Annotated in this window: 7 protein-coding genes and 1 pseudogene; 4 read left to right on the top strand and 4 right to left on the bottom strand. The window is 61.7% G+C overall.

All coding sequences use genetic code 11. The annotated features are described in order from the left end of the window. Window positions 1–214: pseudogene (locus tag JIN84_RS05640) on the top strand (hypothetical protein); the annotation flags it as partial. Window positions 215–497: 283 nt separating this feature from the next. Here JIN84_RS05640 and JIN84_RS05635 read toward each other — a convergent pair. The 3 genes from JIN84_RS05635 to JIN84_RS05625 all read right to left on the bottom strand — a co-directional run bounded on the left by JIN84_RS05635 (window position 498) and on the right by JIN84_RS05625 (window position 3,701). Further along, a complete protein-coding gene (locus JIN84_RS05635) occupies window positions 498–1,739 on the bottom strand; it encodes a hypothetical protein (RefSeq protein ID WP_200350052.1) in 1,242 nt (413 codons plus the stop codon). Continuing rightward, complete coding sequence (locus tag JIN84_RS05630; RefSeq protein ID WP_200350051.1) at window positions 1,739–2,977, bottom strand: hypothetical protein; 1,239 nt, start codon at window positions 2,975–2,977, stop codon at window positions 1,739–1,741. The genes JIN84_RS05635 and JIN84_RS05630 overlap by 1 nt, the downstream gene beginning before the upstream one ends. Before the next feature lie 391 nt (window positions 2,978–3,368). Further along, complete coding sequence (locus JIN84_RS05625) at window positions 3,369–3,701, bottom strand: hypothetical protein (protein ID WP_200350050.1); 333 nt, start codon at window positions 3,699–3,701, stop codon at window positions 3,369–3,371. 547 nt (window positions 3,702–4,248) lie between these two features. Here JIN84_RS05625 and JIN84_RS05620 point away from each other — a divergent pair. The 3 genes from JIN84_RS05620 to JIN84_RS05610 all read left to right on the top strand — a co-directional run bounded on the left by JIN84_RS05620 (window position 4,249) and on the right by JIN84_RS05610 (window position 9,025). Further along, entirely contained in the window at window positions 4,249–5,097 is an 849-nt protein-coding gene (locus JIN84_RS05620; RefSeq protein WP_200350049.1) for a hypothetical protein, read from the top strand. Between the two features lie 212 nt (window positions 5,098–5,309). Further along, window positions 5,310–6,728, top strand: a complete 1,419-nt coding sequence (locus JIN84_RS05615) for a choice-of-anchor D domain-containing protein (protein ID WP_200350048.1) — start codon at window positions 5,310–5,312, stop codon at window positions 6,726–6,728. 854 nt (window positions 6,729–7,582) lie between these two features. Continuing rightward, window positions 7,583–9,025, top strand: coding sequence for an RCC1 domain-containing protein (locus JIN84_RS05610; RefSeq protein ID WP_200350047.1), 1,443 nt, complete (start codon window positions 7,583–7,585; stop codon window positions 9,023–9,025). A 690-nt stretch (window positions 9,026–9,715) separates the two neighbouring features. Here the strand turns inward: JIN84_RS05610 and JIN84_RS05605 are convergent. Further along, on the bottom strand, window positions 9,716–12,136 hold the full coding sequence (locus tag JIN84_RS05605) for a beta strand repeat-containing protein (protein ID WP_200350046.1): 2,421 nt from the start codon (window positions 12,134–12,136) through the stop codon (window positions 9,716–9,718). Window positions 12,137–12,568 lie beyond the last annotated feature (432 nt).

Below are 12,568 nucleotides of genomic sequence, written 5' to 3'. Positions count from 1 at the left end.
CACCCCCTCCCCTCATCCGTCCGCTCCGGAGACACACCACCCCGCCACCGGAAAATCCGCCGCCCACCTACCCACAACCCCTCCCACCACCAACCGCACCGCGGCCCCGGACAACCGCCCCCTATCCTGGCTCCTCCCCACCGCCCTCGCCGCCATCATCCTCCTCACCTGGAAACACAGGCACCACCTCCTCCGCAGACCACCACCCCGCTGACCGCAGAAAAAATCCAGCCCCTTGCGGCCGCGGGAAAATGAGCAATCCGGAATGGCCGCACACCACACGAAACGGCACCTGGGATTCATTCTCCACGGAGGGGCGATACGTGATCACCCTCTTCCTCTGCATCTTTGCAGTAAAATCTTCCCTCCCACCCATCACCGCCCACCCGCATCTTCCTCCCGCATCTTCCTCCCGCATCTTCCTCTCCTCTTTCCATCAACTCTCAACTCTCAACTCTTCCACTCATCGATCATCTCTCACACCCATCCCTCATCGATCACTCCCCCGCCACCTCCTTCACCAACCTCTCCCGCAGCGCCTCATCGGAAATCTCCGACGCCCACTTCATCGCCGATTCGGCATCGCCGTTGTTCCGGCTGAACCGGGCCACTTCCGCCACCATCACATCGCGATCCCTCCCCGGCGGCATTCCGCCGATCGTGCGGCTCGCACCGATGCTGTCGGAGGTCATCCAGTGGGATGCGATGGTTTTCAAATAATAAGGCCTCGCCACCTCCGGGATGTCGGTGATTTTCTCCATCGCCCCCCGGTGGCTCCCATCCGAATCGCAGCGCCGCTGGGCAAGCTTTCTCACGAAGGTGTCCAGAAACTCACCCGGCATCCCCTTCGCCGCGAGATCCTCATACCGGTGCTTGTCCCTCAGCGCCACAATCACCGCACCTTCATAATACCGGTTCACATAAAAATCCCTGAACGCCGCCGGAATCCCCGCCGATAACGTCCCGATGTCCTGGATCTCCGTCCCCGGATTCTTATACAGCACCTTCAGCTTCCGCCGGATGATCTCGCCCGCGAGGCTCTGCCCGACGAACCGCGTCTCCGCCTTCGACAACATGCCCGCCAGCACCTCCTCCGTCATCTCCGGGCGACCCAGGGTATCCTCCCCCAGGAGAGAGGCGATCCTGTAATCATCCTCCTTCCCATAGCGCGGATCCAGGCCCGCGATCAGCTCCATCAGCTTCTCCGGAGGCAACGACACCACCGCCGCCTTCAACAGCGAAGACCTCGCGCCGCCGGGGGCCGTATCATGAAGCACGCTGCGGAAAACCATTTCATGATCCGTCACACTCATGATTCCCAGACGGATCAACGGCTCCCGCGCCTCGCTCCGCGGCCGGTGCTTCACCAGATATTCATATACCTCCGCCGCATGCGCCCTGCCATGCGTGCCCACCAGCACACGCAGCAGCCGTGCCCTTTCCTTCGCATCCTCCTCCCCCGCCAGCGCCGCCAGACAATCCTTGAACGACATCCCGTCGGCTCCCGGCCAGCCCGCCCCCTCATCGGCGTCAGGCCCGCCGTCAGGCCTGCGGCCGGGTTCCACCTTCACCAGCGGAGCCACCGGGCGGACAGCCTCCCGCCTCACGGACGGCGCCGGCTCAGGCGGCATCCCCGCATCCTGGCCATTCCTCCCCATCAGCCACAGGCAGACCGCCATCAACGGCAGCTCCACCACCGCGATGCCCGCCCATACCTTCCGGCTCCGGATCTTTTTCATCATTCCTCCCTTTCCCCCTCTCCCGCCGGTCTCTCCTCCAGCTTCTCCCTCATCGGCCTGGAGGAAATCCGCGCCGCCCACTCCGCCGCCGCCGCTTGATCCCCCCGCTCCCGGTGGTGGCGCACCAGTTCGCCGAGCATCAGATCCCGGTCACCCCCCTCCGGCACCTCATCCATCGCCCGGCCCGCGCCGACGCTGTCATATCCCACCCAGTCCGCCATCACCGCCTTCACATAGACCGTCCTCGCCTCACCCCGCATGTCGCCGCTCCCCGCGATCGCCTCCAGCGGACCCGCCTCCCGGACACGGGTCGCGACCAGATCCTTCACATACGGAGCCAGGGACTCCTGCGGCACCCCCTTCGCCACCAGATCCGCATACCCATGCTTGTGCCCGACCGCCACCGGCATCACACGATCATAATAAGTCTTCGCGAAATAATTCCGATAACCCTCGGGCACCCCCGCCGTCAGCGCCGCGATGTCCGGAATTTTCCCCGATTCCGGATTTCCCAGCAACAGGTCCGCCTTCCGCCGGATCATCTCATCCGCGACGGACTCTCCTATCTTGCGGGACCCCACCCTGCCCATCATGTCTACAAGCATCTCCTCCGTAATATCGGACCGCCCCAGATTCCCATTGCTGATCAGATAGGCGATCTGCTCCCCATCCTCCTTGAAGCCGGCGGTCTCCAAATCCTTAAAAAAATCCACAAGCTTCGCGGGAGGATAAAAACGCAGCGCTTCATAAAGCAGCGATGTCCGGTTCTTGCTCGGAGCCACATCCCGCAGCACACTCTGGAAAACCTTCTCGTTGTTCGTCACATTGTCGATGCCCAGGTGGAGCAGCGGCACCCTCGCCTCGTCAGGCGGCTGGTGTGCCTGTAGATACCCATAGACCTCCTCCGGACGCGCCGTTCCCTGATTCGCCACCAGGAAACCCAGCAGGCGCTCCCTGCTTGCAGCATCCTTCTCACCCGCGATCGCCGCCTTGTAGTCGTCAAAAGACATCGACTCCATCCGCCGCCACATGGCATCCGCATCGGCCTCGTTCATTTCACCTTCCCCGTCATCCGCGCCAGCCTTCGGGCCTTCCTTCAGGACATCCAGCCTGGCGGCCTCCCTCTTCGGACGGATAAGCGCCGCCGGATCCCACGCACCCACCGGCCCCACATGCTCCACCCGCATCAGCCACAGACAAACCGCGATCACCGCGAACTCACCGGCCGCGATCAACACCCAGATCCGATAGCTCCCGCATCCTTTCATCCCACCATCCTCCGTCCGCCCTCCCGAAGCCCGGGACAGTCTCCGGAAATTGAACGAACCGGCTTCATATTACATCCACCCTGACCACCCCTCCGCCCCCCTGCAAGAGAATTGCATCTCCCGTTCGCCCCGGTCCCCAGCCCCGTCCCACTCCGCGCCTTCCTCTTTCTCTTTCTATCAACTCTCAACCATCAACTCTTCCCCCTCATCACACATTCTCACCTCTTCCTTCGCGACCCTTCGCGACCTTGCGGTAAAATCTCCCTTCCTCCAATCACCGCCCACCCGGCACTCACCCCTCCGCGCCTTCCTCTTCCTCTTTCCATCAACTCTCAACTCTCAACCATCAACTCTTCCCCCCTCAATCCCGATAATCCCCCACCAGCACCTCCCCGCACAACATCCCCTCCCCGCGATAAAGCCGGCTCTTCCGGTCCATCGCCGTCCACTCCAGGCTGAAAATCCCCTCGCACCCCTCCTTCTCCGTGATCCTCAGCGCCGCGTAAACCGACTCCCCGGACGACGCGCGCCACGTCGTGTGATAATCCCCCACGAACCCGAACGGCCCGTCGATCGCCGCCACCCCGTCATTCCGCGTCCCCACCTCCGGCAGCGGCCGAACCGACGCATCATGCGAATACTCCCCCGCGATTCCCGACGAAGTGAGCCTGAAATAAAAACGACCGATGATCATTGAAATGAAAAAACCTAGGTTTACCGCCGCCACAGAACCGCCCGCGGGGCAAGAGACGATACACCTAACAGCCCACCCCGCCACAGGCAATATTTTCTCCTAACGGCGATCACCGCCCGCCAGCCATAAGGAGCGCGGACGCCCCCGTCCGCGCGGCCGATGCTCCATCGTCACGGCAACCACCGCCCACCAGCCAAAAGCCGTCACCAAAAACCGCTCACCGATGATCCTCCAGAACGCTGCCCGGAGTTCAAGCTTTAGCTTGCTCTTTCACCAACCACAGCATGCTAAGAAACCTCCCCCCTTTCACAAAGTCCGGATTCAAACTCAGAAGAGCACGCTAAAGCGCGAACTCCGGACACCACAAAGACTGACACGATCTTCTGAAGTCACGGAAATAACCTTTCGCAATCCGTATCGCCCCGGCCCCTCCTCCCAAGCGACGCGGCCCCGGAAATCCCGCGGCCATGTGCGCGCCCCTTCAAAATATCTTCGTGCCAGGATCTCCCCCTTCCGCCAGACTCCCGGAATGAAACGGAGATATTTCATGCAACTTGGAATGGCGGGTCTCGCGGGCTGCCGCACCGCCGTGAAACAATCTTCAACCGTGCTGCGGGCCGGCCCCTTCGCCGTCACCGTTCCCGTGGATTGGAGCAGGGACGCCATCATCGCAAAAATACCGATCAACCCTCTCCACACTCCTGAAAACTGGAAACTCTATCAGGAGAACGAACAATATGCCTTGAAACCCGGTTACAGCTGCCGGCCCGGACATTGGGCCATCCGCCTCCCGGCCGCATTGCCCGGAGGAGTTCCCCGCAGCGGCGAAGATCCCGGAGACGATCCCACCGCGCCTCAGATCCTCATCCACAAGGCGGATGAATGGCGCCTGACATTGACCGATGGCAAACATGAGGAATCGACCGTGGCGGAAACCCTCCGCGCCCTCCGGGAAAAAATGGAAACCGCGATGGATCATGAAGACCCACACCTTTCCCCCGGCTACATGGACGCATCAATGGAGTTCACCTGTCTGAAGCGGCGGATCGGTTTCACCGGAGGTCATGGCATCCGCATGGTCACCCAGTGGACCATCGAACCGGACCTGATGATATCCGGCAGACTCCACTACCTCTTCCTCGGCATGTCGGACGACGACTCGTGCCAGATCATCGCCACATTTCCCCTGAACCTGCCCGGCCTCCCCACCGAGGAAAAAAGGAGTCATTTGGGACGGAGCACCGCGAACTACCAGGATTTTTCCAACACCTATGACCAATACACCAGCGATGCCAAAAAGTGGCTGGAACAAAACGCCGGTAACATCACGCCATCCCTTCAGACGCTGGATCAAATGCTGGAAAGCCTCGTCGTCCGGCGTTGGGAACAATCATAGACCGGCCCAAGCCATCGAGGGCACCGCCCCACCGTGGTGGCGATCACCGGTCGCCACCGTGGCATCTCCCGCGGTGCCCATGACAAGCTCCGCCCGCGGGTTTTCACTTGGCTTCCCTCCGCCTTCCCGACTGAATCCCTTTTCACCACCCGGCGAAGCGGGGACAAATCCCGCTGATTCGGAAACTCCCCCGACGCCCGCCCCCTCATCCCATGAAACAGCTCCTCCCCGCCCTCGCGCTCCTGCTTACCGCCACCGCCCGCGCCTCGGATCCCACCATCTCGGCCGGCCTTCTCCAGAGCTTCGCGATCGATCACAAGGGCACCACCTTCGGCTGGGGATATCAAACCGACCGGGAGTTTTTTCACTCCCCTTCAAGCGACTATTCCAAAAAACCGGTGAGGATCATGTCCGGAATAAAAGCCGTCTCCACGGGCGACTGGATCACCCTCATGCTGGACGCCAAGGGCGACGTTTACGACACGGGTGACAAGATCGGCATCGGCGGGGGATTCCGGCCTTTCAACGCACCCCGGCTCCTCTTCACCGGAGTCAAGGCCATCTCCGCCGGCATGAACCAGAGCCTCATCCTCAAGAAGGACGGCACCGCCTGGGCATGCGAAAGCAACACGTTCCCCAGCTTCATCGGCATCGGACAGCCTCCCGCCAAAATCACCTCCACCAGGATCATGACCGGCGTCCAAGCCGTCGCCGCGGGAGAATATCACATCCTGTTGCTCAGGAACGACGGCAGCGCGTGGGCCATGGGCCGCAACATCACCGGTGAACTCGGCGACGGCACTTTCATCGACAAATCCACTCCCGTCCATGTCATGGATGACGTGAAAGCCATCGCCGCGGGATCCGACCATTCCCTCTTTCTCAAAACCGACGGCACCGTGTGGGCCACCATCAGCGCCATCTGGCACTTCGGCCTCCCCATCGAAAACGCCCGCCCCGCCCAAGTCATGACCGGAGTAAGGACCATCGCGGCAGGCTACAGAAACAGCTTCCTGATCAAGACGGACGACAGCCTCTGGGTCACCGGGCCCAACCGGTTCGGCGAACTTGGCGACGGCACCACCAGCCTGCGGAAATCCCCCCTCCGCGTCATGACAGGCGTCGCCGAAGTCGCCGCCGGATCGGAACACACCATCATCAAAAAGAAAGACGGCACCGTATGGACCGCCGGGCACAACTACTGGGGAGAACTCGGCGACGGCACTCTCACCGACCGCTCCACATTCGTCCAAGTCGCCCGGTTCAAAAAATCCACCAACCCGGAAATCATCGTCCGCCAACCCGGCGGCACCGCCCTCTCGGACGGACTCTCCCGGAAGACCTTCGGCACCTCGCCCGTCGGAGTCAGAGGCCGCACCCTGACATTCACCATCGGAAACACAGGCTACAGCGCCCTCACCGGCCTGAAGATCACCACAGACGGCCCTCACGCCAAAGACTTCACCTTCACCAAGCCCGCCGCCACCGTGAAACCCGGGGAATCCACCACCTTCAACGTCACCTTCAAACCCATGGGCACCGGCACCCGCACCGCCGCCCTCCACATCAGGAGCAACGACAAGGACGAGAACCCCTTCGACATCAAGCTCACCGGCCTCGGCAAAAAGTAACGGCGAACACCGGCCGTATTCCAAAATAGCGGCGAACACAGGCCGCCGCCAACAAGTCGTCACCGAAACGGTGCACCGATGATCCACCGGAACGCTGCCCGGAGTTCAAGCTTCAGCTTGCTCTTTCACCAGCCACAGCATGTTCACAAACCTCCTCCCCTTCACGAAAGTCCAGATTCCAACTCGGAAGAGCAAGCTGGAGCTGTCAGCTGAATCTTGAATTCCGGACACCGTAAAGGACTCACACGATCTTTTGAAGTTCCGGAAGAAACGCCATCCGGAATTCAAGCTTCAGAGGCTGGCGGAAAACGGCAGAGCCACCTGTGGCAGTGTGAACCGGAGCGGCGGAACGTGTCCGCCCGTGCGGCAGACGTGGTGATCGAAAAACCAACAAGGGTGAACCGCCCATCGGTGTGAACTGGAATGGGTTTCAGGTTCTCCGGATCAGCGGCATCGGCCCATTCGGATCGCCGCCTTCCCAAGGTCATGAGACACCATGGCCGGGATCGTTTCCATGGTGCGGGCCGGAGCGATGGTGCGGGTCGGAGTGGCGGACACGTTCCGCCACTCCGGCCCGCACGAGAAACGAGGGCTTTCCGTTTTCCGACAGCCTCTTCAGCCTCAGCGCCAGCTGACAGCACCAGCCGACAGCACCAGCTGACAGCGCCAGCTTGCTCTTTCCCCCGCTCTTTCACAAGGGTCCCGGAACCACCTCCATCGAATTCACTTCCGATTTTGCCACTTGGCTTCCCTCCTTTTTATGAACTGAATTCCAGAACTACGGGGAACCGCGGAAAATGAATCCCGGGAAATCAGCAACCACCGCCATCACCTCCCCCCGAAACCCACCTCGCATGAAACCACTCCTCCTCACCCTCGCGCTCCTGCTCCCCGCCACCGCCATCGCAGCGGATCCCACCATCGCCGCGGGAGCGTCGGCCAGCTTCGTCATCGAAAAGGACGGCACGGCATTCGGCTGGGGATACAATGGCGGGCAATTCGGCGTTCCATCCCCGGCCGTCATTGAAAAACCCACCCCCCTCCATTCAGGCATCCGGACCATTTCCACGGGCACCGGCCACACCCTTTACCTCGACAGCAATGGCGACGCCTTCGGCACGGGATACGCCGCCCGCGGCCAGCTTGGCATCGGCATGGAGGGGGTGTTCGATGACATCTACAAGTCCTCCCTCATCAAAATCACCGGCGACGTCAAGGCACTCGCCGGTGGAGTGATCCACACCATCATCCTCAAAAACGACGGTTCCGCCTGGACCTGTGGCGATGACAGCAGTGGCCAGCTCGGGCTGGGCCAGCCGGCGGATGCCCAGTTCACCCCGGTGAAAGTCATGACCGGCATCCAGGCCATCGCCGCCGGGGGCGGCAACAGCCTGTTTCTCACCACAGGCGGCGTGGTGTGGGGCGCGGGCGCGAACGAGAGCGGACAGCTCGGCGACGGCACCCGGACCCGCCGCACAACCCCCATCCGTATCATGGGTCAGGTGCGGGCCATCTCCGCAGGCCAGGACCACAGCCTGTTCCTCAAAACCGACGGCAGTGTGTGGGCTGTCGGAGCAAACAGGTTCGGGCAGCTCGGCACCGCCGGCGACGGCCCCATCACCTCGCCCGTCCGCGTGACCACCGGAGCGAAAGCGATCTTCGCGGGGAGCGAGAACAGCTTCTACATCAAATCAAACGGAGACCTCTGGGCCACGGGAAGCAACAACAGCGGCCAGTTGGGCGATGGAACCACCGGCGACCGCCACAAACCCGTCCGCGTTCTCACCGGCGTCGCCGAAGTGGCGTCGCGCGGAACCCACACCATCGTCAGAAAGAAAGACGGCTCCGTATGGACCACCGGAGGCAACTACTACTGGCAGCTCGGCCACAGCGGCCGGATCGACAAATCATCGTTCGCCGCCGTTCACAAATTCACCAAAAGCGGCCAGCCGGAAATTGTCGTCCGGCAACCCGAAAACATCTCCCTCAAGGACGGCAGCGCCCGGAAAAACTTCGGCACCTTGCCCGTCGGCCAGAATTCCCCACGCATATTCACCATCAGGAACACCGGCACCAAGTCCCTCACCGGAATCAAGATCACCATCAACGGCCCGCACGCCAGAGACTTCACCTTCACCAAACCCGACGCCACCGTGCCCCCCGGGGATTTCACCACCTTCACCGTCACCTTCAAGCCCGCCAAACCCGGCACCCGCACCGCCGCCCTCCATATCAGGAGCAACGACAAGGACGAGAACCCCTTCGACATCAAGCTCACCGGCCTCGGCAAAAAGTAACGGCGAACACCGCCCGTATTCCAAAATAGCGGCGAGCACAGGCCGCCGCCAACAAGTCGTCACCGAAACGGTGCACCGATGATCCACCGAAACGCTGCCCGGAGTTCAAGCTTCAGCTTGCTCTTTCACAAGACTCCAGCTCTTTCACCAGCCACAGCATGCTAACAAACCTCCGCCCTTTCACGAAGTCCGGATTCCAACTCGGAAGAGCACACTAAAGCGCGAACTCCGGACACGGCAAAGGACTCACACGATCTTTTAAAATTCCGGAAGAAACGCTGCCCGGAGTTCAAGCTTCAGCTTGCTCTTTCACAAGACTCCTGCTCCTTCACAAGACTCCTGCTCCTTCACAAGACTCCTGCTCTTTCACAAGACTCCAGCTCTTTCACCAGCCACAGCATGCTAACAAACCTCCGCCCTTTCACAAAGTCCGGATTCCAACTCTGAAGAGCACGCTGGAGCGGTCCGCTAAAGCGCGAACTCCGGACACCGTAAAGGACTCACACGATCTTTTGAAATTCCGGCAGCCTCTTCAGCCCACAGCACCAGCTCACAGCTTCGAGCCTCCTCCTTCACCAGACTCCCGCTCTTCCACAAGCCACCGCGTCGACGGCCCGGACACAGGAGCGAGGATCAATCAAAAAAGTCCCCCGCCGCAGGAACCAAAATCCCGCGGCGGGGGCGCATGAATCAGTCGCCGATAATCGAAAGACGCGCGAAATGCTTCTCCGATCCCGCGGGAATCAACGCCGAAATCGTGGTGGCGTCATTCGTGATATAGCTGGCGACAGGAGCCCACGGGTCCGGTGCCAGGCCCAGGGTGGTGGATTCCTCGATGACATACTCGACATCACCGTTCGCCACCGCGATGTCGCGTTTGGTGAAGCTGATGACACCATTCACAAGCGTCCCCGGCGAAGTGTCGGCAGTCGTCGGATTCAATCCCGCGAGAGCATACTCCACGAGATTGCTCAGGCCGTCGCCATCCGGATCGGCGCCCGGGAGCTTGTCCTCCGCGCCCAGGCCGGTGAACTGGTCCATGAAGGCCGAGTAGCCGGATTCGGACTGCAAGGTCAGCAGGATCTCCTTGGCGGAGGTGTCGTGCGTGAGCGTATACCCGGAGGGGACGTTCACCCCGGAGAGCGTGCCGGTCAGGTCACCGGTGTATTTGGCGAGGACATAACTCGCCGCGGTGGGTGCGGAAAGGACATTGAAGGTGAAAGCGTCCGCAACCAGGTCAATGTTGCCGGTGATGTTCACCCGGTCGGCGGTGGCCCCGTCGAGATCCACATGCACCTTGCCTCCGAGAGAGAAGGAGAGATTCCCCGTAAGACCGAGCACGCCCACGCTGGTGCTGAGACCGGCGGTGAGGGTGCCGAAGCTGCCGATGCGCACCCCGCCTTCGGAAGAAATGGAACCCGTGCCGCCGAGGAGTCCCGTGGCGGTGGTGTTGTCCACACCATCGCCGTTGCCGTTGCCCACGCGGATGGCATTCGGGCTGCCGCTTTTGGTCAGGGTGCCGTTCACGATCAGCGTGCCGCTGGATCCCTCGTTGCGCCCCACATAGAAGATTCCCGCGGTGGTCGATGTATCGGTCAGGGTGCCTCCGGCCGCGATGGTCATTGTCCCGCTGCCGGATTCGGCCACGCTGATATCGGAGCCCGTATGCACCACCGTGCCGCCATTGAGATTGTAGGTTCCGGTATGACCGGCCGCGATGCCGACCACCAATGAACCGCCCACCCGGAGCTCTCCACCCGTTTGATTCACGGTGGCCGAGCCGGTGCCCGCGCTGGTGGTCGAGTCGCCGCCCAGATAGAAACCTCCGCGGGAGGTGAAGGTGCCGCCACCGATGGTGATGAGACCGGTGCCGTTGGTCACACCGGCGCGCACGCCGCTGAGGTTGGTGGTGCCGCTGTTGTGATGGAAAGTACCGGTGCCGTTGCCGCCGACGACGATGTTGGAGCCGCTGGTGATTTCATACACGCCGCCGTTCACATTCACCGTTCCGTTGCCGCTGGTATTCTGGCCCAGCCAATCCCAGTTGCCCGAGTTGTTGTGGTAGAGTCCGCCCGCCTCGACGTTCAACACGCCGGTACCGTCGTACCCGACGCGCAGGTCACCGATGTTGTCCCCGGACTCGCGGCGGAACTCCCCGCCGGATGCGATGGTGACCGTGCCGTTGCCGGTACCGTTCCGGCCCACATAGAGATCCGTTCTGGCCTCGACCGTGTTCGAGCGGGAAAAAACAGCGGAGTTCTCCACCGTCATGGCACCCGTTCCGGTGAAGCCCACCGTCAGCTCGCCCTCGGACATATCCATGCGGGCAGCCACACCATCCAGGTGAAGCAGTCCCTTGGCGCCGCCCTGCGCCCCGATCTCGACATTGCCCCGGGCGTTGAACTGACCACCCGCATTCACCTTGAGCACACTCTGGAGAGGGGAGGTCGACTGCCCGATCCGCACGTGGGGATTCAGGGCCACGGCCGTTCCGTTCCATGTTTTTTGATCCCCCTCGAGAATCCCGTCGGAGTTGATCGTGACCACCCCGACAGTATCGGCGCTCGGAGCGAGATTCAGGGAAAACGCACCGCCGTTGGCGGACAAATCCACACGGTCGCGCAGGTTGAGCACCGCGCTGCCCGCGGCTCCGGTATTGTCGCCGACCTTGATGGTGCCGTTGCCACCCGCCTCGACGCCCACCTGCAGGTTCGTGCCACCTCCGGTGGAGTCGGTGACGTGGAAACGTCCGTCATTGATGTTCAAGGTGCCCACGCCCTTGTGGCCGATGCGCACCCACCAGCCGCCTTCCGCCTGGCTGAGGACGCCGCCGTTGATATCGATGCTGTTGCCGTTGCCCACGCCGAAGTCGTTGGACCCGTTCAAGCCGGCGAACGGCGCGCCGTTGGTGTACATCACCGTGTGGCCGGTGAGGATGCCGGCGTTATCGCCCGCACCCGTCTGTGGCACCACTCCACCCGACCACGTGGCCGTGGCATTCCAGTTTCCCGAACTGGCGGAATCGATGGAGGCCGCCGTGGCGGCGCCCATGGACATGAAAATCAAGGCAAGCGAAAACTGGCAGGCGGACGACCGGAGGATGGGTTTCATAGGGTATTAATTAATGGGTAATGATATGGGAAGGTGCTACTTGGAGCCGCACCATTCCCCTGTCAACCCGAAACCTGAAAACCATTTTTTAAAACGAACCCACTCCCCGAAACCCGCCAAATTTCTAACAAACAGCTCCCATCCACCGCCACTCCACCGCCACTCCACCGCCACTCCACCGCCACTCCACCGCCTCTCCACCGCCACTCCACCGCCACTCCACCGCCTCTCCACCGCCACTCCACCGCCTCTCCATCACCATCCCCGAGGGACACCGCAAATTATACCGACTCCAAAAGTCGTCACCGAAACAATGCGACGATGATCCGCCGGAACGCTGTCCGGAGTTCAAGCTTCAGCTTGCTCTTTCACCAGCCCCCGCTCTTTCACCAGACTCCAGCTCTTTCACAAGCCACAGCATGTTCACAAACC

Origin of the sequence: Luteolibacter yonseiensis, from assembly GCF_016595465.1 — a bacterium.
GTDB classification, from domain to species: domain Bacteria; phylum Verrucomicrobiota; class Verrucomicrobiia; order Verrucomicrobiales; family Akkermansiaceae; genus Luteolibacter; species Luteolibacter yonseiensis.
The sequence above is the reverse complement of the archived record's forward strand: the minus strand, read 5'-3'. Positions and strand labels throughout refer to the sequence as shown.

Coding starts and splice junctions, on each gene's coding strand:
- JIN84_RS05635 (WP_200350052.1), bottom strand. CDS start 1,739: ATGAAAAAGATCCGGAGCCGGAAGGTATGGGCGGGCATCGCGGTGGTG.
- JIN84_RS05625 (WP_200350050.1), bottom strand. CDS start 3,701: ATGATCATCGGTCGTTTTTATTTCAGGCTCACTTCGTCGGGAATCGCG.
- JIN84_RS05610 (WP_200350047.1), top strand. CDS start 7,583: ATGAAACCACTCCTCCTCACCCTCGCGCTCCTGCTCCCCGCCACCGCC.
- JIN84_RS05615 (WP_200350048.1), top strand. CDS start 5,310: ATGAAACAGCTCCTCCCCGCCCTCGCGCTCCTGCTTACCGCCACCGCC.
- JIN84_RS05605 (WP_200350046.1), bottom strand. CDS start 12,136: ATGAAACCCATCCTCCGGTCGTCCGCCTGCCAGTTTTCGCTTGCCTTG.
- JIN84_RS05620 (WP_200350049.1), top strand. CDS start 4,249: ATGCAACTTGGAATGGCGGGTCTCGCGGGCTGCCGCACCGCCGTGAAA.